The 20,875-nt window shown below is 55.0% G+C and carries 21 protein-coding genes; 14 read left to right on the top strand and 7 right to left on the bottom strand.

Translation table 11 applies throughout. The features are described 5' to 3' along the window. Window positions 1-182 (bottom strand): four-helix bundle copper-binding protein (locus ACT3TJ_RS02240; protein ID WP_444621386.1); only part of this gene is annotated, 182 nt, incomplete at its 3' end. 399 nt (window positions 183-581) lie between these two features. Next, entirely contained in the window at window positions 582-1,757 is a 1,176-nt protein-coding gene (locus ACT3TJ_RS02235) for an alpha-hydroxy acid oxidase (RefSeq protein ID WP_444621387.1), read from the bottom strand. A 115-nt stretch (window positions 1,758-1,872) separates the two neighbouring features. Between ACT3TJ_RS02235 and ACT3TJ_RS02230 the strand changes: the two genes are divergently transcribed. From ACT3TJ_RS02230 to uxuA, 8 genes are all read left to right on the top strand, one after another. After that, window positions 1,873-2,619: a GntR family transcriptional regulator gene (locus ACT3TJ_RS02230; RefSeq protein WP_444621388.1), complete on the top strand. Its 747-nt coding sequence runs from the start codon at window positions 1,873-1,875 to the stop codon at window positions 2,617-2,619. Beyond that, on the top strand, window positions 2,616-3,827 hold the full coding sequence (gene manD, locus ACT3TJ_RS02225) for a D-mannonate dehydratase ManD (RefSeq protein ID WP_087109628.1): 1,212 nt from the start codon (window positions 2,616-2,618) through the stop codon (window positions 3,825-3,827). Before ACT3TJ_RS02230 ends, manD begins: the two co-directional genes overlap by 4 nt. 30 nt (window positions 3,828-3,857) lie before the next feature. Further along, window positions 3,858-4,880 (top strand): Zn-dependent oxidoreductase, encoded by a 1,023-nt coding sequence (locus ACT3TJ_RS02220; RefSeq protein ID WP_444621389.1) that lies wholly within the window; start codon window positions 3,858-3,860, stop codon window positions 4,878-4,880. An 81-nt stretch (window positions 4,881-4,961) separates the two neighbouring features. Further along, window positions 4,962-5,930, top strand: a complete 969-nt coding sequence (locus ACT3TJ_RS02215) for a TRAP transporter substrate-binding protein (RefSeq protein WP_444621390.1) — start codon at window positions 4,962-4,964, stop codon at window positions 5,928-5,930. Between the two features lie 83 nt (window positions 5,931-6,013). Further along, the gene (locus ACT3TJ_RS02210) at window positions 6,014-6,595 is read left to right on the top strand and encodes a TRAP transporter small permease (protein WP_193053858.1); all 582 of its coding nucleotides are present in this window, start codon (window positions 6,014-6,016) and stop codon (window positions 6,593-6,595) included. Between the two features lie 2 nt (window positions 6,596-6,597). After that, window positions 6,598-7,881, top strand: a complete 1,284-nt coding sequence (locus ACT3TJ_RS02205; RefSeq protein ID WP_192526273.1) for a TRAP transporter large permease — start codon at window positions 6,598-6,600, stop codon at window positions 7,879-7,881. A 2-nt stretch (window positions 7,882-7,883) separates the two neighbouring features. Then, window positions 7,884-9,356: a mannitol dehydrogenase family protein gene (locus ACT3TJ_RS02200; RefSeq protein ID WP_193053857.1), complete on the top strand. Its 1,473-nt coding sequence runs from the start codon at window positions 7,884-7,886 to the stop codon at window positions 9,354-9,356. 10 nt (window positions 9,357-9,366) lie between these two features. After that, window positions 9,367-10,542, top strand: coding sequence for a mannonate dehydratase (gene uxuA / locus ACT3TJ_RS02195; RefSeq protein WP_444621391.1), 1,176 nt, complete (start codon window positions 9,367-9,369; stop codon window positions 10,540-10,542). Between the two features lie 117 nt (window positions 10,543-10,659). Here the strand turns inward: uxuA and ACT3TJ_RS02190 are convergent, their stop codons facing one another. From ACT3TJ_RS02190 to ACT3TJ_RS02175, 4 genes are read right to left on the bottom strand one after another with little or no spacing between them, the layout of a single operon-like run. After that, a complete protein-coding gene (locus ACT3TJ_RS02190) occupies window positions 10,660-11,343 on the bottom strand; it encodes an HAD family hydrolase (protein WP_441676988.1) in 684 nt (227 codons plus the stop codon). A gap of 8 nt (window positions 11,344-11,351) precedes the next feature. Then, window positions 11,352-12,326 (bottom strand): 2-hydroxyacid dehydrogenase, encoded by a 975-nt coding sequence (locus ACT3TJ_RS02185; RefSeq protein ID WP_192526276.1) that lies wholly within the window; start codon window positions 12,324-12,326, stop codon window positions 11,352-11,354. 35 nt (window positions 12,327-12,361) lie between these two features. Next, on the bottom strand, window positions 12,362-13,330 hold the full coding sequence (locus ACT3TJ_RS02180) for a sugar kinase (protein WP_192526277.1): 969 nt from the start codon (window positions 13,328-13,330) through the stop codon (window positions 12,362-12,364). A 36-nt stretch (window positions 13,331-13,366) separates the two neighbouring features. Then, window positions 13,367-14,377, bottom strand: a complete 1,011-nt coding sequence (locus tag ACT3TJ_RS02175; RefSeq protein ID WP_192526278.1) for a LacI family DNA-binding transcriptional regulator — start codon at window positions 14,375-14,377, stop codon at window positions 13,367-13,369. Window positions 14,378-14,559: 182 nt separating this feature from the next. Here ACT3TJ_RS02175 and ACT3TJ_RS02170 point away from each other — a divergent pair, with 182 nt between their 5' ends. The 4 genes from ACT3TJ_RS02170 to ACT3TJ_RS02155 all read left to right on the top strand — a co-directional run bounded on the left by ACT3TJ_RS02170 (window position 14,560) and on the right by ACT3TJ_RS02155 (window position 18,755). Next, window positions 14,560-16,068, top strand: coding sequence for an amidase (locus tag ACT3TJ_RS02170; protein ID WP_192526279.1), 1,509 nt, complete (start codon window positions 14,560-14,562; stop codon window positions 16,066-16,068). Window positions 16,069-16,112: 44 nt separating this feature from the next. Continuing rightward, window positions 16,113-16,922, top strand: a complete 810-nt coding sequence (locus ACT3TJ_RS02165) for a methyltransferase domain-containing protein (RefSeq protein ID WP_192526280.1) — start codon at window positions 16,113-16,115, stop codon at window positions 16,920-16,922. Then, window positions 16,919-17,917, top strand: a complete 999-nt coding sequence (locus tag ACT3TJ_RS02160; protein ID WP_192526281.1) for a methyltransferase — start codon at window positions 16,919-16,921, stop codon at window positions 17,915-17,917. The genes ACT3TJ_RS02165 and ACT3TJ_RS02160 overlap by 4 nt, the downstream gene beginning before the upstream one ends. Before the next feature lie 109 nt (window positions 17,918-18,026). Beyond that, on the top strand, window positions 18,027-18,755 hold the full coding sequence (locus ACT3TJ_RS02155; RefSeq protein WP_192526282.1) for an SIMPL domain-containing protein: 729 nt from the start codon (window positions 18,027-18,029) through the stop codon (window positions 18,753-18,755). Between the two features lie 13 nt (window positions 18,756-18,768). Here the strand turns inward: ACT3TJ_RS02155 and greB are convergent, their stop codons facing one another. After that, window positions 18,769-19,302: a transcription elongation factor GreB gene (greB, locus tag ACT3TJ_RS02150; protein ID WP_172116247.1), complete on the bottom strand. Its 534-nt coding sequence runs from the start codon at window positions 19,300-19,302 to the stop codon at window positions 18,769-18,771. Window positions 19,303-19,498: 196 nt separating this feature from the next. On the opposite strand from greB, the gene ACT3TJ_RS02145 reads away from it, so the two are divergent. Both ACT3TJ_RS02145 and ACT3TJ_RS02140 read left to right on the top strand, forming a co-directional pair. Continuing rightward, window positions 19,499-20,143: a tetratricopeptide repeat protein gene (locus tag ACT3TJ_RS02145; protein ID WP_192526283.1), complete on the top strand. Its 645-nt coding sequence runs from the start codon at window positions 19,499-19,501 to the stop codon at window positions 20,141-20,143. Between the two features lie 75 nt (window positions 20,144-20,218). Continuing rightward, entirely contained in the window at window positions 20,219-20,872 is a 654-nt protein-coding gene (locus tag ACT3TJ_RS02140; protein ID WP_192526284.1) for an NUDIX domain-containing protein, read from the top strand. Window positions 20,873-20,875: the final 3 nt, after the last annotated feature.

Genomic DNA, 20,875 nt, shown 5'->3' with positions numbered 1-20,875 from the left:
CTATTCTGGGCCATAAAGGAGACGGCCAACCGGCAAATTTGTGCACACTGAATATCTAACCGAATACATTCAGCCATGTGTTCAATGTTGGATTCTTGAAGGCAGGAGGCCGCGCAGTTATCGCAATAGATCGCACATATATTGCAGGCTTCGATGCACTCTTTAAACTTCGGTATGCTCACGTTAGTACCTCCATTATGAAGATGCGCCTTTACACTAAATTAGTTTGAAGAATTAGTTTGAAGAATTAGTTTGAAGAATAGCCGGAAAAGGCGTTCACGCTTAATAAGTAGTTGATGATGCTAGCCATTATTTGATAATAGGATCTAAGCGGGTGTTTTGCGTAGGATAAGAAGATCTTTAATATTTTTTAAACCCTGTGGCACAGGTTGCTCTTTTTCTTTTAACGTTTCTGGCTTGGTTTATGCAGCATGAAAGAAGATAGGCAATAGTGGAATAGAACGGATTTTTATGTATGGATCGTTAACGTTGTTGTGTCAGTAACCTGGTTTTTTAAACGCAATTGCAAGCGCTGAGCATACGCAATTGCGTTATAGGTAATCAGAGGTTTCATAAGTAATTCAACGTGGTCGTTTGACCAGGCACGCTGAGGTTAAATCCTCAATATTGGTGTGACCCAACAAGCCTAACGTTCTGTCTACTTCTCCTCTCAGCAGGCTCAGCGCATGTGCCGCGCCCGCTTGGCCACCCGCCGCTAGCCCGTAAAGCGTCGCTCTTCCAAGCCAAACGGCGTCTGCGCCTAACGCCAGTGCTTTTATAATATCGGTGCCGCGCCGAAACCCGCTATCCACAAACACATGGCAGCGTTCCCCTACGCAGGCTTTTACGTCGGCCAAGGTATCCATGGGCGAGAGCGAGTGATTGAGCTGCCTTCCACCGTGGTTGGAAAGCACGATACCGTCAACGCCAAGTTTTACGGCCTGTTCGGCTTCTTCCGGCGCCAGGATCCCTTTGAGAATTATCTTGCCCGGCCACGTCTCACGTAACCAGGCAATGTCTTCCCAGTTAAGCGACGGGTCCAACTGCGCGCCGATAATTTGCGATGCGCCTTGTGCGCCACGCTTTTCCGGTGGCAGAAGCTCATCCAGGTTTTTAAAGGTGGGCAGACCGGGCAGCAACACATCCAGCATCCAGCGAGGCTTGGTCATCATGTGTGCCAGGTTGGCGAAGGTGGGTTTCATGGGCCGCCGGAAATTGCGCACGTCCCACTCACGGTTGCCGTAAATGGCGCTATCCGTAGTGATCACAATGGTTTCAAAACGGGCGTCCCGGCAGCGCTTGATAAGCGATTTTACGAAGGCTCGGTCACGATAGAAGTAGAGCTGCATCCACGTCGTCAATCCTTCAATGGCCTGAATATCTTCCATGGCAGTGGTAGAGACATTGCTCAGTACAAACGGGATATTCGCATCGCGGGCGGCATAGGCAAGTTTTCGGTCGCCATCACGCGTCAGCATGCCGTTAAATCCTGTTGGACCAATCGCTACTGGCATTTGGTAAGAACGGTCAAACAGTGTTGTGCTTAAATCCCGCGTACCCACCTTTGTCATTGTTCTGGGTTCAAACAGATATTGATCGAACACAGTGCGATTATGATGCAGCGTATGTTCATCATCGCTTCCGCCATGAACATATTCAAACACGAAGTTCGGCAGTCTTTTTCTTGCGATGCGCTCAAGATCATTGATATTTATTGATTTTTTATAATTTGAACCCGTGTAAAGCTGGCGTTTCATGGTGCGTTACCTTCAACCAAAGTATAGGGTGTTTAGGCTTTTGTTTATCTCGCCATACTACCATACTAGTCGTATCAGATAAGGGCGTCATGCCCCTTCACCCAGGCGGCGGCAGATGAGTGACACAAACACCACGCTACAAGCGCTATGGCAGGAGACGTCGGAGACCGAATCGGTTCGTCAGCGTCTTTACCAGGTACTGCGCCAGTCGATTATTCAAATGGTGTTGGAACCTGGCCGAGCGCTGTCTGAAAAAGAAGTGGCGGACGCTTTTTCGGTCAGCCGTCAGCCAGTGCGCGAGGCCTTTATCCGTCTTTCTGAAGCAGGGCTGATCGAAGTCCGGCCACAGCGTGGCACTTATGTGGTCAAAATATCTCAGCGAGCAGTGCTTGAAGCGCGCTTTGTACGTGAGGCGGTTGAGGTAGCCGTAGTACGTCAGGCAACGGTCAAAGGGCTTCCCGACGAAGTGCTCACCGAGTTACACGACTTGCTGGAGCGCCAGCGCCGCTGTATTGAGCCGCACGACACCATTCGTTTCTACCGTCTTGATGAGCGTTTTCACAAAACGCTGTCACTGGGCGTTGGGCAACAGGCCGCCTGGAAGGTTATCGAAGAGGTGAGGGCACAACTGGATCGTGTGCGCTACTTAAGCGTTCCTGACACCACACCGATTGCCCGTTTGATTGAACAGCACGCCGATATTATGGCGGCTATTGAAGCCCGCGACGTAGCGCTTGCCGAGCAATCCATGCGGCGCCATTTGCGTGAAATTTTTGTTTCACTTCCCGATCTAGTACAGCGGTTTCCCGAGATGTTCGATACTCAGGAAACGGTATCCCTCATTGAGGAGGCAACCCCATGAAAATCGAACACGCCTATACCATCGTCACCTCGCCGGGGCGCAATTTCGTTACCTTAAAAATCGTTACCGACCAGGGTACCTACGGTATCGGAGATGCCACGCTAAACGGTCGGGAAATGGCCGTGGTCGCCTATTTGGATGAGCACGTAATTCCCGCCTTGATTGGCCGTGATCCTCAGCGCATCGAAGACATTTGGCATTACTTGTATCGTGGTGCTTATTGGCGCCGTGGCCCGGTAACCATGAGCGCGATTGCCGCTGTCGACATGGCCCTTTGGGATATCAAAGCGAAACTCGCGGGTATGCCGCTTTACCAACTGTTGGGCGGCAAGAGCCGCGACCGTGTGATGGTGTATGGCCACGCCACAGGGCGCGATATCGATTCGTGCCTTGAAGAAGTCGCCCGCCATGTAGATGAAGGTTATAAAGCCGTGCGCGTGCAGGCTGGTGTGCCGGGTATCGCGAGTATTTATGGTGTTGCTAAAAAAGAGGGCGAGCCCTACGAGCCTGCGGATGCCGATTTACCCGCCGAGCACGTCTGGAGTACCAGCAAATATTTGAATCACGTGCCTAAACTGTTTGCCGCTGTACGTGAGCGCTTTGGTGATGATCTGCATATTTTGCACGATGTTCACCACCGCCTAACACCCATTGAAGCAGCCCGCTTGGGCAAGGACGTTGAGCCTTACCATCTTTTCTGGCTTGAGGACTGCGTACCGGCTGAAAACCAGGAAGCGTTTGGCCTTATACGTCAACACACCACCACACCGCTAGCGGTAGGTGAGGTATTCAATAGTATTCATGACGCCAAAGCGCTGATCGAAAACCAGTGGATCGACTATATTCGTGCCACGTTGACTCACGCTGGTGGCATCACTCACGTGCGCCGTATTGCTGATTTGGCGGGTCTTTACCACGTACGTACCGGTTTCCATGGGCCGACCGATCTATCTCCGGTGTGCCTGGGGTCGGCTATTCACTTTGATACCTGGGTGCCTAACTTTGGTATTCAGGAGTACATGCCGCATACCAGCGCGACTGACGAGGTGTTTCCTCACGATTATCGGTTTGAGGATGGCCACTTTATCGTTGGCGAAACGCCTGGGCATGGCGTGGATATCGACGAAGAGCTTGCCAAGCAATACCCCTATAAGCGTGCCAGCCTGCCGGTTAACCGGTTGGAGGATGGCACTCTTTGGCATTGGTGACCTAAAGAACGGATAAGGAGTTTTGCATCCATGAAAGCATTTCAGGTCAAGGCGCCCCATGACTACCAGGTCGCCGATGTTGAAGTACCCACTGCCGCCGCAGGCGAAGTACGGGTACGCGTAGCGTTTGCCGGTATCTGCGGTTCGGATATGCATATTATCCACGGCGATAACGCCTTTGTGCGCTTTCCGCGTATCACGGGCCACGAATTTGCGGGCGTTATTGACGCGGTAGGCGAAGGCGTAACGGGTGTAGCCGTGGGTGATCGCGTCTGCGTTGACCCGGTGATTAGTTGCGGCACCTGCTACCCGTGCCGCATTGGCCGCCCCAACGTGTGCGGCGCCCTTGAGGTAATTGGCGTACACCGTAACGGCGGTTTTGAAGAGTTCGTGGCGGTGCCCGCAGCGAATGTTCACAAGCTGCCGGATCATATCAGCCTGGACGCCGCTGCCTTGGTAGAGCCCTACACCATTGCCGCCAACGTGCTGGACCGCATGCAGCCGCACCCCGGTGATCGGCTGCTGATATTGGGCGCAGGCGTGATCGGCATGACGATCCTGCAGATGGCCCGGGCCTTGGGCATTGAAGAGATCATCGTCACCGATGTTATCAATGAGCGCCTGGAGGCCGCTAAAGCGCTGGGCGCCACGCACGTTCTCAACAGCCGTGAGCAGGACGTCGAAACAGAGGTGCTGGCCTTAACCCAAGGTGAAGGCGTACCGCTGATTGCCGACGCTGCATGTGTGCCGGCGCTGCTTCCTCAGATGCTGCGGCTGGCATCGCCCGCGGGCCGTATTGGTCTGCTCGGGTTCAGCGTGCAGCCAAGCGATCTGGTGCAGCTTGAAGTGATCAAAAAAGAGCTGACACTGGTCGGTTCACGGCTTAATAATCGTAAGTTTCCGGAGGTGCTGGCGCTAATGGCAAGTGGCAAGCTGGACCCGTTGGCGCTGGTTAGCCATCGGTTACCGCTGAGCGATATGCCTGGTGCCATCGATATGCTTGATCACCGTCCTGAAGAAGCCCGTAAAGTACTGATTCAAGTCAGTGCTTAACGTCCACGCCCACTCATATCAACCATTCACATTAACTACGCGCACTAACAATCAACAATGCAAAGTGCAGGAGCGATAAAAATGATCAAGAAGCTATTAACCAGTGCGGTACTTGGAACGGTTCTTCTCAGTGCGCAATCTGCGCTTGCCGCCGACTACACGCTACGCTTTGGCCATTTGGCCAACGAGCAGAACATCTGGCACCAGGCGGCTGAGAAGTTCAAGGAAGAAGTAGAAGCCAACTCTGACGGCCGTATTGAAGTTCGCCTTTACCCCAGCGAGCAGTTGGGCAATGAAATGGATGTGATCAACAGCATTCAGCTGGGCACGGCGGACATGACGATTACCGGCGAGAGCCTGCAAAACTGGGCGCCCAAGGCGGCCATGATGGCCGTGCCTTATGCCTTCCGTGACTCCGAGCATCTGCACGCAGCCGTTAACGGTGAGATCGGCACCGAGATTGAAGAGCAGATCACAGAGCGTACCAATCTGGTGCCCTTGACCTGGTTTGAGCGTGGCCCTCGCGAGCTGACCGCCGACCGTCCGATCCGCACGCCAGAAGAGTTGGACGACCTACGCCTGCGCGTGCCTAACGTGCCGCTTTTCGTGGATACCTGGCAGGCGATGGGTGCACGCCCAACGCCCATGGCGTTCAGTGAAGTGTTCACCGCACTTCAGCAGAACACGCTGGAAGGTCAGGAAAACCCGCTTAGCCTGATCGAAAGTGCCAGCTTCAACGAGGTGCAGGACTACGTCAACATGACCGGTCATGTGCGCAGCTGGATCTACGTTGTGATTGGTCGTAACCAGTTGGAAAATATGCCTGAAGATCTTCAGCAGGTGGTACGTGATGCTGCTGAGACCATGCAGGCGTATGAGTCAGAGCTGTTTGTCGAAGACCAAATGCGTCTTGAACAGACGCTGCAGGAGCGCGGCATGGAGTTCGTTGAGGTGGATGTCGATGCCTTCGCTGAAGCGGCCCGTCCAGCGGTACTAGAAGCATTGACCCCTGAACAGCGTGAGATTTTCGACGCCATTCAAGGCCTGTAAGTCGGTAAGTAATGACGATGGGCTGGTCGTGCGCCAGCCCATCGTCTATCTGCAAGAGTGGTTTATCCCATGAGGATACGTTTATGAGCTCGGATCAAAAAGCGCTTGAGCAAGAAGCGTTGGAGAGTTTGGATTCGATGTCGGTAGTACCCAGGCTGCAAGGTCCTATTGGGCGCTTGATTGACTGGGTGGATACCTGTTTTCTAACCCTGGCTGTGCTTGCACTGGTCGCTATTGCGGGCACGGTGCTGTTGCAGGTGAGTTCTCGGCTATTTCTGCCGTTCTCCATTGCCTGGACAGAAGAGCTCTCGCGCTACCTGTTTATCTACATGGTGGCGCTCTCGGTCGGCGTGGTGATGCGCCAGCACCGCAATATCAGTGTCGAGCTGTTCCATCATATGCTTGGCCCACGCGTGAAAGCCGCGTTTCAGGCGCTGATCTGCTTGATGATTGGGGTATTTGCGTTTCTGGTGCTGCCCTATGCCTGGCAGTATGCCCAGAACGGTACCTGGCAGACCTCGCCAACGCTGCGGATTCCCATGCTGTATATCTTTTTCTCAACGGTAGTCACCTTTGCGCTACTCCTGGCTTATAGCGTGCTGGGGTGTCTTGAGGGAATTATCGCAATGTGTCGTCCCTCTGCCACCCGTAAACAGGAGTCGTAAGCATGGAAGTTATTATTCTGTTTAGTGTTTTTCTGATACTTCTCGTGGTGGGTATGCCCATTGCGTTTGCGCTTGGTATCGCCTCTGTATCGTATCTATTGCTGGAGGGCATTTCGCTCACCATCGTACCCCAGCGTATGTACGCGGGTATCGACACCTTCGTTCTGCTATGTATTCCGGGGTTTGTGCTGGCCGGTAATCTGATGAACGTGGGCAATATCACCGAACATATCGTGCGCTTCTCCAATGCGCTGCTTGGCCATATTCGCGGCGGGCTAGGCCTTGCCAACGTAGGCGGCTCGATGATTTTTGGCGGTATTTCCGGTACCGCTGTGGCGGACTCCGCGAGTATCGGCTCGGTGATGATTCCGGGCATGGCGCGCTCGGGCTATGACAAGCCCTTTGCCGCCGCGGTGACGGCCGCCTCGTCAACCATAGGGCCGATTATTCCACCCAGCGTGCCGATGATTATTGCAGGCTCATTAAGTGGTATCTCCGTAGGCCGGATGTTTTTGGCTGGTGCGGTGCCTGGCCTTTTAATGGGTCTGGCCATGATGGTCACGGTGTACATTCTGGCTGTTCGTCGCGGCTACCCCAAGGAGAAGCGCGTGCCGGTCCTGCAGCTTCTGCGCGAAGCGAAAACAGCCTTCTGGGCGCTGTTGATGACTGTGATTATTCTGTACGGCATCATTGGCGGCTTCTTTACGCCCACCGAAGCCTCGATTGTGGCCAGTCTTTACGCCCTGGTGGTAGGCATGTATGTCTACAAGGGGCTTACTTGGCGCAAACTGCCGGGCATTCTGGTCGATACCGTTTTGACCTCGTCAGCGCTTTTGTTGATGGTGGGCCTGGCTAACCTGTTCGGCTGGATTCTGACCAGCGAGCAGATTCCTCAGATGATCGCCACGCTGATTCTTTCCATCAGTGAAAACCCGCTGATCGTGCTGCTGATTCTCAACCTGATCCTGCTGTTTGTCGGCGCCTTCATGGAAACCATCGCCGCGCTGATCATTCTATTCCCGGCCCTCGTAGGCGTGGCCACCGGTGTGGGTGTGGACCCAGTGCACTTTGCCGTCATTGCCGTGCTTAACCTGATGATTGGCCTGACCACGCCGCCGGTCGGGGTGTGTCTGTTTGTCGTCGCTGGCATCGGTAAGCTGCCCATGCTTTCGGTAGCGCGAGCGATTGTCCCTTTCCTGCTATGCAACCTGGCAGTACTGATGCTGGTGACCTACGTACCGGCTATTTCACTCTGGCTGCCTAATCTGCTGATGGGGAGTAACTAGGCATGTCCATGAAACGTATTAATGCAGCGCCGCCATCCGGCCATATCAGCATTGTCCATCTTGGCTTGGGCGCGTTTCACCGTGCTCACCAAGCGGTTTATCTTGAGCGCTATCGCCAGCGCACAGGCGATGGCGAGTGGGGCGTATGTAGCGCCAATTTACGCTCGAGTGTTGACCTGGTAGATAGCCTGCGCAAGGCGGGTTACCACTATCAGGTGGCGGAATATGCCGACAGCCAGACGCTGACGCTACGCGAGATCGGCGTGATTGAAGAAACGCTGTTTTCCGGCCGCGATGCGTCGGGCAACTGGGGGCGGGATAGAGACGCGCTGCTTGAGCGGCTGGCGGCGCCAGCGACGCGTATTGTCACGCTGACCGTGACGGAAAAAGGGTATTTCCTGAACCCGGCCAGCGGTGAGCTGCGCCTGGATGACCCCATGGTAGCGGGCGATATCGCCTCACCTGGCGAGCCGCGGACCGCTCCTGGCTTACTGGTTGAAGCGCTGGCTCGGCGGCACGCCGCGGGCGTGGCACCGTTTACCGTGCTTTCGTGCGATAACATGCCACACAACGGTCAGCGTACTCGTAAAGCCGTGGTTAAGCTTGCCCAGCAGCGTAGTGCTGAACTTGCCGAGTGGATTGATGCGGAAGTGGCGTTTCCAAGCTCCATGGTCGACCGCATTGTGCCAGCGATGACCGACGCTGACTTTGAGCGCTTAGCTACCTTGGGCGTTGCTGATCCTAATGCCGTGGTGGGTGAGGCATTCTCGCAGTGGGTGGTAGAGGACAACTTCCCCACCGGGCGGCCAAGCTGGGAGGCCGACGGCGTAGAAATGGTCGCCGATGTTGCCCCGTTTGAAACCATGAAGCTGCGAATGTTGAACGGTAGCCATTCTCTGCTGGCCTATCTGGGTGCTTTGGAAGGTGTTGAAACGGTGTATGACGGCATCAACCAACCGGCACTGCGCGCGCTGCTGCGCCGCTACATGCTGGAAGAAGCCGCACCGACGCTTAATATGCCCGAAGGCACTGACCTTGCGGCGTACGCTGATTCGCTACTTTCACGCTTTACCAATGACAGCTTGCGCCACCGTTTGCAGCAGATCGCCATGGACGGCAGCCAGAAGCTGCCCCAGCGCTGGCTGAGCGGCGCTCTTGAGCGTATTCAAGTGGGTCAGGCATCGCCTTGCACTGCATTAGGAATGGCTGGGTGGATTCGTTATACCGATGGCCAAGAGCTAAACGGCAAGCTTTATACCGTTGATGATCCCATGGCAAAGCAGTTTGCTGAGCTACATCAGACTCACGGTGGCCAGCCGGTCGCGTTGGTAAACGCATTTTTAGCCATGGACGAAGTGGTACCGCCCGCGTTGGCAACACATCAGCCGTTTGTCGACGACGTAGTAGCGGCCTATCGCGCCTTAACGCAAGATGGGTTAAATGCCGCGTTAGCAGCGCTAGGCATCGAAGGATAGGGAGTTATTTATGGAGCATACCTGGCGCTGGTTCGGCCCTAACGATGCGATACGTCTTGAAGAAATTCGCCAGGCCGGTGCGACCGGCATTGTGACGGCACTGCATGAAATACCTAATCACCAAGTGTGGCCGGTCGAGGCTATTCAAGCGCGCAAGAACCTGATTGAGACCGCCGGGCTTCGCTGGTCGGTGGTTGAAAGTGTGCCGGTCCATGAAGCGATAAAGCAGGGCCTGCCCGAGCGCGATGCGTTGATTGAAACGTACTGCCAAACGCTGCGCAATTTGGCGGCCTGTGGCATCGACACGGTGTGCTACAACTTTATGCCGGTGCTCGACTGGACGCGCACGGATCTCGTCCATGTACTGCCGGATGGTGCGCTGGCACTGCGCTTTGATCACACCGCGTTTGCGGCGTTTGATCTCTTTATTCTTAAGCGGCCAGGAGCCGAGGCTGAGTATAGCGAAGCGGATAAGCGGATGGCCCAACGCTACCTGGAGACGCTTGACCAGTCCGCCCGTGACAAGCTGGTTACAACACTGATCGCCGGGCTGCCTGGGGCGGAAGAGCACTATACGCTGGATCAGTTTCGGGATGTGCTGGCGGAGTATGCCGAGGTTGATGCTGAAAAGCTGCGCGAAAATCTTGGCTACTTTTTACAGGCAATTATTCCAGTGGCTGAAGAAGTCGGCATTCGTATGGCGATCCACCCGGATGACCCACCCCGGCCGCTTCTGGGCTTGCCGCGAGTGGTGTCAACTCATGAGGATGCACAGTGGGTGGTGGATCATGTGCCCAGCCCGGCCAATGGTCTAACGTTTTGCACCGGCTCTTATGGTGTTCGTGAAGACAACGACCTGGTTGCCATGGCTCGCCACTTTGCCCCGCATATTCACTTTATCCACCTGCGTGCCACAAAGCGCGAGGTGGACCCACGTTCATTCCACGAAGCGCCGCACCTGGAAGGTAACGTTGATATGGTCGGCGTTATTCAGGCACTGGTCGAAGAGGAGCGTCGCCGTGAAAAAGAGGGCGGGGCGCGTTTGCCATTACGCCCCGACCATGGCCACCATATTCTTGACGATCAACAGCGTAAAACCGCGCCGGGCTACCCGCTTTATGGCCGTATGCGCGGGCTTGCCGAACTGCGCGGTATTGAGCTTGCGGTACGCCAGTTGATGGATTAAATAGCTATCTGAAGCGTGCTGAAAAGTAGCCCACCCTGAATCGGGACCTCAAAGAACCTCACTGCTTAAGCAGCCGTGGGGTTCTTTTTGTCGGTGCACTCGTGTGTCGGTAATTATCTAAGCGACTAAACGGGCAATCACGCTAGGCAATTCATTGGCATGCTGAATGCTAACGGCGCCTTCGGGCGTGCTCTCTTCATCAGGAAAGTGGTTAATATGGATAACGTGCATACCTGCAGCCAACCCGGCTTCTACGCCTACGGCCGCATCGTCGATCACAATGCACTGCTCGGGCGCGTAGCCCATTGCCGCCGCCGCCTTGCGGTAAAGCTCGGGGTCGGGTTTCCAGACATTCAGGGTATAAGCACTGAATAAATTCCCTTTAAAATGGTGGCCTAAACCAGTGCTTTCCATGGCACAGCGGATCTTGCGCTCGGGGCCGTTAGATACCACGGCTTTGGCGTAGCTGCTTAATTGATCAAGCGCATCTGGAATGCCAGCGATGGGTTCAAGCTCTGCCCGCATGCGGGCTTCCATGCGTGTCCGCATACCGGCTTCAAGCGTCGCCGCTTGGTCTTCTGAGAGGGGCTGAAAACGCGCTTCTAACGTATTGACTATCGTGTGAAAGCGTACTCCACGAAACTCTTCCATATACTGACGCGCAGAGAACGGTAGGCCGAACTCCGGAAGAATGTCGCCCATTACCTCTGCAAGGAGTACTTCGCTGTCTACCAGCGTACCATCGCTGTCAAACAGTAGGCAGTAATCGGCGGTCATTGCGCTGGGCGTTGCTCTGGGCATAGCAGGGCTCATTGGCGTACGTCCTCGTTAACCAGGTTAATGGGAGGCTTGCCCTGTAGGGCCAAGCGAATATTATCCACGGCGCGCTGAGCCATTGCCTGGCGAGTCTCATGTGTTGCGGACCCAATATGGGGCAGGGCAACGACGTTGGCCATGTTAAGTAAAGGGGAGGTGGCTGGCAGCGGTTCCTGCTCGAAGACATCCAGACCCGCTGCTTTAATGGTGCCTTTCTCAAGTGCGTCAATCAGCGCTGATTCATCGACGACTTTACCGCGGGCAATGTTGATGAAAATACCTGAGGACTTCATGCGTGCAAACTCGTCGGCACCGATTAGGTGCTTGGTCTCTGCGGTTAGCGGGACGGTCACACAGACAAAGTCTGCTTTTTCCAATAGTTCGTTAAGCTCACAGCGCTTGGCGCCTAGCTCTTTTTCGCGTTCAGGTTTGGGAGACGCGTTGGAGTAGAGAATCGACATGCCAAAGCCGAGCGCACCGCGCCGGGCAACCGCTTGGCCGATGCGTCCAAAACCTATCATGCCCAGCGTTTTTCCGTGTACGTCGTTACCAAAGTGATCAGGGCCAAGGCTGGCTTTCCAGTTGCCCGCTTTCACCCATTCGGCAAGTTCTGTTACCCGGCGTGCTGAGGCCATCACCAGCGCAAAACCGGTATCAGCGGTCGTTTCAGTGAGCACATCAGGCGTGTTGCACAGCATAATGCCACGCTTGGTTAACTCATCCACGGGGATGCTGTCGTAACCCACCGAAATTGTCGAAATAACTTCAAGCGCGGGCGCCGCATCCAGTAATTCAGGTGTGATGGGCAGTCCTGAGCCGATAATACCGTGTGCCTTCGATAGTATGTCGAGCACATCTTGCTGAGTGGGATCAAGTGGCCCTGAGTGCTCAATAAGCTCAAAGTGTTGCGCTAGCGTTTCTTTTAGTGGATCGCCAAGTCGTCCAGTCACAATGATACTTTTTTTCATGCTATCTCCTCGTGTTGTGATTGTTACATGTGACCTTAGTGCTCAAGTTGTTCCAGCTTGTCCCTGGTGGGCAAACCTTCCATATCACCGACGACTTGTACGGCCTGGGCGCCGACCAGATTGCCACGTTTAAGCGCATCACGAGCAGTTAGGCCATCCAGCAGTGCGCTGATCGCACCGACCGCGAAGCCATCGCCAGCCCCTACGGTATCAACAACGTTGGCGACCGGCTGGCCGGGCACGTTGATGCTTTCCAAAGAGCCTCCCAGCGTGCCGCGATAATAGCTGCCCTCTGGCCCCAGCTTGATGATAACGGCCTTGGCACCGCGCTCAAGGTAGAAGTCGGCAATCGCTTCGGGCGATTCGCAGCCGGTCAAAAGCCGCCCTTCGGAAAGTCCCGGTAGCACCCAGTCAGCAAGACTTGCCAGCTCATTTAAGGTATCACGCATGACAGCTTCGCTGGGCCAAAGTGATGGGCGTAAATTGGGGTCGAAGGAAATGCTGGCGCCGCTTTGGCGTGCCTGCTGCATCAAGTGGCGGGTTAATTCCAGGGCGCTTTTAGAAAGCGCAGGGGTAATGCCGGTAGCATGCAGATGAGTGAGCGACTGAAAATCGATGGAAGCGGCATCTTCAATGCTTAAGTGGCTGGCGGCACTGCCGCGCCTGAAGTACTCAACCCGTGGGTCGGCACCGTTTTCTGCGCGCTCTTTGAACATCAGCCCGGTGGGGTGGTGTTCATCAAGATGAATATACCGGTCGTCAACTCCTTCAGCTTTTAAAGACTGCTGAATAAACCTGCCCTGGCTGTCGGTGCCCACTCGGCTCAACCAGCCAACGTGAAAACCCAGGCGCGAGAGGCCGATGGCGACGTTATTGTCGGCGCCTGCTAAACGGCGATGAAAGCTTTCGACTTCTGCTAGATCACCCGGTGTATTCGCCACCAGCATGGCCATGGCTTCGCCAAAAGTCAGTATCCGTGGGGAGGAGAGCGTTGTATTTGCCATCAGGATATTCTCTTTTTAAGGGTGTTAAGGATTTGGCTAAAGCGTTGTACTGCCGCGGATCTGTAAACGTGGCGCATGGCGGTAGCATACGGGCGATGCCTGTGCTGAGCCGTTAAGCTGGTTGAGCAGGCAACTGACGGCAGCATGGCCGATATCATCGGTAGGCTGGGCCAGGGTGGTGATGCCTGGCGTTATCAGCTCACACCAATCCAGTTCGTCAATTCCCATTAAACCGGTAGGACCTGGTGTGATCCCCAACTGTTGAAAACTGCGTGTCATAGCGAGCGTGACGTTACCGTTAGCGCATAAAACAGCGCCTGGAGATGAGGCAGTGTGCTGGGTAAAGTTGGCTAGCGTTTCAATGTGAGGCGCTGAATTGTCCAGTATTAGCGTCTGACTTTTGATCCCTAAGCTCTCTGCTTGCTGGTTAAAGCGCTGTAGCCGTTCCTGGCGGGTACTGGCATGTGCAGGCGACTCACTGACATAGAGAAGGGAGCGATACCCTTGTTGCACGAGATGATTCAGTGCCATATCAATCGCTAGCGCGTTATCAAGCCCGATCACATCAACGTCAAGTTGGTGAACTTCGCGGTCAAGTAGCACGAGGGGGACACCGCTATGCATGAGTGCCTGTAACTGAGCTTCAGGCTGCCCGGTAGCATTAATCATCAAGCCTTCTACCTGATACGACGTCAGCAGGCGCAGGTGCTGCTGTTCTCGTTCTGGGTCGTTATCGGTATTGCAGACGATTAATGAATAACCGTGAGTCCGAGCCGCTTGCTCTATGCCGTGGACAACTGCCACTGAGAACGGATTGCGGATATCGGCCACCAGTACGCCCAGTAGGCGCGAGCCGCCTCCCTTGAGACCGCGTGCCATTAAATTAGGCTGGTAGCCCAGCGTCGTGGCGGCGTTGGCAATGCGCGCTTGAAGGCTGGGCGTTAGCCGTTCGCGCTCCGGGCCGAAAAAGCGCGATACGCTGGTTTTAGACGTGCCCGCCAGCTTAGCGACTTCAATAAGTGTGGCGCGCACAGAGGCAGGGGGCATGTTGGCTATCCATTAAACAGTAAAATGGGAACGTTCCCAATCGGCTCCAACATAGTGAGTTTTGAGTTTAAAGGCAATACGCCTTAAGGCTCAGTAGAAGAGTCGGCGAAAACACATGGTTAAGAAAAATTAAGTGGACGGCCTCTGCTAGGCTGTAGAGACAAGCATAATAGGCGAACGTAATGCAGTCCCACGAGTACCAACAATATGATGCCACCGGCCTTGCCGAACTGATCCGCCGCCGGGAGGTGAGTCGCGCAGACGTTCTGGAGGCTGCCTTTAAGGCGATTGAAGCACTAAATCCTGCCCTAAAAGCGGTCGTTAGAACGCGATTTGAGAAAGCCCGGCGTGAGAGCGAGGAGATCGCCGATGACGCGCTCTTTGGTGGAGTGCCCACCTTAAGTAAAGATCTGTTGATGGGGTTGGCCGGTGAACCCTTGGCCTCCGGATGTGCTGCGTTAACTCAGTGGCGCCCTAAAGAGGATTCGCCGATTATCCAGCGCGCAAAAGCTGCGGGTTTGGTCGTTATTGGGCAAACAGCCACGCCTGAATTGGGATTGATGGGAATTACCGAGCCTAAAGCCTTTCCGCACCCTGTTAACCCGTGGCGGAAGGGGTATTCACCCGGTGGCTCCAGCGGCGGTGCAGCCGTGGCAGTGGCTAGCGGAATTGTGCCGTTGGCGTTGGCCGGGGACGGTGGTGGCTCCATCCGTATTCCTGCCAGCTACTGTGGGCTTTTTGGCTTTAAACCTACGCGTGGGCGGATGCCGCTTGACCCAAACCATGGGGAAGTGTGGCAGGGGGCGGTCATTGAGCATGCGTTGACGCGCAGCGTACGAGATAGTGCGGCGCTGTTGGAGAAGGTGAACGGTATGGCGCCTTCCGGCCCGTACCCAGTGCGCGCTGAAACCGGCTTCGTAACGGCATTAGCGTCCTCGCCTAAGCGATTACGTATTGCGGTATCGCTGGGCGAGCCTTTAAGCCGTGGCTTGGGCACGCAGTTAAGCTCGGAAGTAAAAACAGCGGTTAATAAAGCTGCCGCCGCGCTAACGGAAATGGGCCATGAGGTGGAGTGGTGCGAGCCGGCGGTGGATGGTGAAGCCCTGGCAGATAGCTACCTGACGCTTTACCTTGGCCACTTGGCGGCGGACCTTAGCTGGATTAGCCAACAAACCGGCGTACCCATGCACCGCTTGGCGATTGAACCCTCTACACGTGCTATCGGCCGGTTGGGAAGCAAGCTGTTAGCGCAGGATTACGAGCTGGCGAAACGCCATTGGCACGTTGCCGCTGAACAGATGAGCCGTTTTCATCAACGCTTTGATGCGCTGGTGATGCCGGTCACCGCAGATACCGCCCCTGAAATTGGCGAGCTCTATCCATCCGCGGCACGTGAACGCTTAATGTCTGTGCTGGCCATTCCTGGGGCATCATCGCTGGCGCTAAAGGCAGGCTTGTTAAAGAGGCTGGCGGTGGACGCCCTTGGCCGCACGCCGTTCACCCAATTAGCCAATCTGACCGGCCAGCCCGCCATGTCAGTGCCTTTGCATATGGCCGCCAATGGCCTACCGGTAGGCGTGCAAATAGTCGGGCGGTTTGGTGAAGATAAACAGCTCTTACAGCTAGCTGCGGCATTGGAACGGTACGATGCCTGGCAGCATCAATTACCGCTGCAAGCGTTCCGCTCTTAGGCAGGGTAAACTACGCGGCTTTACTATGCCGCTTGGCCTTATGCATGCATCCAACCTATGAATTAAACGACGCTGGAGACCGCTACTTTGACGGTCTGGTCGACAAGTTTTCACGCTCGCTTTACCAAGCGCCTCGCGGCGAGCTGCGCTTGGCGATGCTGGATTACTTGCTGCCGCAAATGCTTGAACTAACTCAGCAGCCCGTACTGGATGTCGGCGGCGGGTTAGGCCAGCAGGCGGCGTGGTTTGCCGAACGCCAGCACCCGGTCACCATGGCCGAGCCCTCGCTGGATATGCTTACGTATGCCAAACATTGGCACAGTGAAGCTAAGCGGCTGTCTGGCGAGGCGATGACCTACGTGCATGCCCCGCTTCAGGATTTAGGCCAGCAAGCTCCTGGCCCCTGGCCGTTGATTACCTGCCATGCGGTGCTTGAGTGGTTGGGCGACCCGCGCTCAGCGATGGCAAGCCTGGCAAGCCTGCTCGCGCCCGGCGGGCAGTTGAGCCTGATGGTGTTTAACCGCGATGCACTGCGCTTTTCCAACGCGGTGAAAGGCAATTTGGAAAAGGCGCTAAGTGATCGTTTGGAAGGCATGGGCAAGCGGCAGCGCTTAACGCCTATTTCGCCGGTCACCCACGCTGAGATGGTGGCATGGGGGGCGGAAAACAGTCTTGAAGTGGCAAGCGTTGCGGGTATCCGTGTATTTCAGGACTACCTACGCCTGCCTCCCGCCAGCGATAAAGAGCGTGAAACGCTGCTGGCGCTCGAAAAGAAGTACTGCCAACAAGACCCGCACTGGCGGCTGGGTCGTTATTTACTCTACACGTTGATTAAACCGGAGACTTCCCAATGAGTGCCCAATCACCTGCCTGCCAACTGCTGGAACGTCAACAGGATGACTACACGGCACTTATGGTCGTAGCGCCACCGGTTGATGCTTGGTTAATCGCGCAATCCGCAGGCGTTATCAGCGGTGATCTTGGTGTGCTAAGCGAGTGGCAAGCGGTAGGCAAGCAGGTCTATAGCCCCTTCGCGCTGCCTGAAAATGCCGTTACCCACGGCGAGATAGTGTTGTTCTGGCCTAAAGCGCATCAGCTAGGCATTTGGTGGCTTGAGTGGCTATGCAGCGTGCTACCCACGGGCACGGCCATTGAAATTATCGGTGAGCACAGTGGCGGCGTGAAACGCGTGCCTAACGTACTCGCAGAGCGGGGGATGATGTGTGACAAGCGCGATAACGCGCGGCGCTGTTCACTCTTTGCCACACGCACCATCGCGCTTGAGAATACCCTGGAAGACGCTTGGCAGCGCTTTGATGCTTTGGGCTTAACGCTGGTTAGTCATCCCGGCGTTTTTGGTCATGGCAAGGTAGATGAAGGCACGCTGCTACTATTGGACAGCCTGGAAAAAGAGCTGCCTAAAGCGCCTCAACGTATTCTCGATATGGGCTGTGGCGATGGCATTATTAGCGCTTGGCTTGCCAAACGTGGCCATGCGGTAACCGCCGTGGATGTCAGCGCTTTTGCTGTAGAGGCAGCGCATCGCACGCTAGAGGCTAATCAGGTTAATGGGCACGCTTTGCAAAGCGATGTATATAGCGCATTGGAAAGTGAAACCTACGATTTTATTATTAGTAACCCGCCGTTTCATCAAGAGCGAGACGTAAGCTATGGGCCCAGCCAACGCTTGATTCGCCAAGCGCCCAAGCATCTTGCTAACCGTGGGCGTCTCATCATCGTCGCCAATGTGTTCTTGCCTTATCCGGACCTTCTCACCGAGGCTTTTGGCAGCTTTGAAACGCTTGCTGATAATCGGCGGTTTCGGGTCTACCGTAGCCAGCGTAGCTGACACTATTTCCTCACACTAACCATATTCAACTACCGACGCATCCCCATTTCACGGCTATGATGCTGATAGGCATTGGGCACTTTAATGAACGTTGTGCGAGGTAGCGACGATGGTTAAAAGCAGTAGAAGCATCGTGATATTGGGAAGTGCAGTTGTGCTAGGTGGATTGCTGGCGCTGGGGTTGGTAGGAGGTGGCAGCTATATCAAGCAGGCGGCCGACGTGTGGCAGCAGTCTTCGCGCAATGTCACCGTGCGTGGTTTGGCCGAGCGCGAGGTGGCGGCCGACTTGGTGCTATGGCCGTTTAACTACAGCGTGAGCGCTAATAGCTTAAGCGACCTGGAGCAGCAGCTTTCCAATAATGACCAGGCGATTCGTCGCTTTTTGGAGTCTCAGGGATTTGAACCCGGGCATATCAGCACAACACCCCCCAGAATTACCGACCAGTTTAGTAATCTCTATGGCGGGCAGCGCCCTGATGAGCGTTACCGCGCTGAGGCCACGTTACTGCTGCGTTCGCCAGATGTAGAGGGCGTGATGCAGGCGATGCCAGGGACCTCGTCGCTGGTACGTCAAGGGGTTTTGCTCTCGCCAAGTTACGAGTACCAAACCGAGTTTCTATTTACCGGCTTGGAGGCGATCAAGCCTGAGATGATTGCCGAGGCGACGGCTGACGCGCGTAATGCCGCCCAGCAGTTTGCAGAAGACTCCGGGAGTCAGGTAGGGCAGATCCGCCAGGCAACCCAAGGCTATTTCTCGATTGATGATTTGGACAGCTATACTCCGCATATCAAGCGTGTCCGAGTGGTGACGACTATCGACTATGCCTTAAAAGATTAGGAAGCCCCGTGCACTAAAGCGAGGCATAGCGGATCGCAGTAACGGTGTAGAACACCTTCCCATTCGGAGTAAGCACTTCTACATCGTCATCGACCCCTTTGCCGAGAAGTGCCTTGGCCATGGGCGCATCAATACTGATCCAGCGCTTTTGGGTATCGATTTCGTCGTGTCCTACAATCCGTATGCTAAGCGCTTCGCCATCTTCATCCTCCAGCTCGACAAATGCCCCAAAAAATATCTTGTTGGTGTCTGCGGGTAGTCGATCAACCACCTGCAGCTCATCCAGACGTAGGGTCAAATAGCGAATCCGCGCAATCACACGGTTCAGCTCTTTCTTGTTGTAAGTGTAATCAGCGTTTTCACTACGGTCGCCAAGCGCAGCGGCTTCACCTACTTTTGTTGAGAGTGCGGGGCGTTTGACTCTGGATAAGTGATCCAAAATTCCGCGTAAACGCGCGGCGCCCTCGGCGGTAATCAAATTGCTTTTGGGTGCCTGACGCGGATCTTTTGCCGGATCGCGCCAGCGGGTCATGTTACGACCTTTCATTAAGGGACTCTCATCTGGTTAAAGATAGCGCTGGTTAAAGACGACTGTAGGGTAAAGAGAAAGTAAACAAAAGCACAGTGACATCACTCGCGGCTAGCGAATCAATCAAACGTTCGTTACATTGTGAGAATAGGCTGATTAGCGCTTAACAACGCAGCGTCTATATGTCGATATAAAAACAACTCAGGAGATAATAATGCGCACACGACCGTTTTCTCGTTTGATAATGACTGCAGCGCTTGGCAGCACGCTAATGCTGTTACCCTTAACGGCCTTGGCCTATGAAAACGAACTGTTCTCCTTGAAGAACCGTTGGGAACATACGGTGAGCGACTTGCCAGCTAACCAGCGTGAAGGCACGTTGGACGTTTTGTCCAATGAAGTCACGACGTTGGCCAGCGAAAACCCGGATCAGCCGGAGCTTCTGATTTGGCAGGGCATTATTCTGGCTTCGTATGCGCGTGAACGTGGTGGTTTCGGCGCGTTGGGTATCGCTGGTGATGCGCGTGATGCGCTTGAACAGGCCATTGCGCTTGATCCGCAAGGAGGAAACGGTTCTGCCTACGTCACACTGGGCGCACTTTACGACAACGTACCTGGGCGCCCAATTAGCTTTGGAAGCAGTGAAAAAGCTCAGCAAATGTTTCAGCGTGCCGTTGAGATTCGCCCTGAAGGTATCGACGTCAACTACTATTACGCCGCGTTCCTGCTTGATGAAGGGAACACCGCCGCTGCCCGCGAGCACGCTGAACGCGCGGTGAACGGTACTCCACGAGCGCAGCGTGAACTCTCCGATGAAGCGTTACGCCGCGATGCCCAAGCCATGCTAAACCGTCTGTAACCCCGCCTAGGCCAGGTTGGCATTCCCGGTAGCAAGCATTGATAATGGGGTAATTGTGATTACTGGGAGTGCCGCATGGCATTCAATGCTAAAACTTCATCATTAGAAACACCGCCTTTTGGCCGTGACGATATAGAGCTGATTGAGCGTAAAACGCTTCATCAGGGCTTTTTTCGCTTGGAAGTCATGGAACTACGCCACCGGCTTTTTGAAGGTGGTTGGAGCAAGCCCATGCATCGCGAAGTGCACCACCGTCGCGATGCGGTAGGCGTATTGCTTTACGACCCTGCACGGGATGCGCTTGTGCTGGTGGAGCAGTTTCGTGCTGGTGCTTTCGATGATCCCGTTTCGCCCTGGAAGCTAGAGCTGGTTGCAGGGTTGGTTGAACAAGATGAATCACTCGAAGAGGTTGCCCGGCGCGAAGCGCTGGAAGAGTCGGGCTGCGTGGTAGGCCCGTTAACGCTAATGCATACGTACTACCCAAGCCCTGGCGCGTGCAACGAACGCGTAACGCTTTTTTGTGGGCTGGTTGATACTCAAGGTATGGGCGGTATTCATGGTCTTGACGAGGAGCATGAAGATATCCGTGTTCACGTGGTGTCTTTTCCGACCGCGTGGGAACTCTTGATACAGGGAAGACTCGACAACGCCATGTGTTTGATTGGATTGCACTGGCTAGCTGGTCAGCGTGCTTCGTTGCGCGCGGCATCCCAACGAGCGCTCACGTAAAGT

Origin of the sequence: Halomonas sp. AOP30-A1-24 (assembly GCF_052378165.1) — a bacterium.
GTDB classification, from domain to species: domain Bacteria; phylum Pseudomonadota; class Gammaproteobacteria; order Pseudomonadales; family Halomonadaceae; genus Vreelandella; species Vreelandella citrativorans.
Note: the sequence above shows the minus strand (reverse complement) of the source record. Positions and strands in the feature narration are given on the sequence as shown.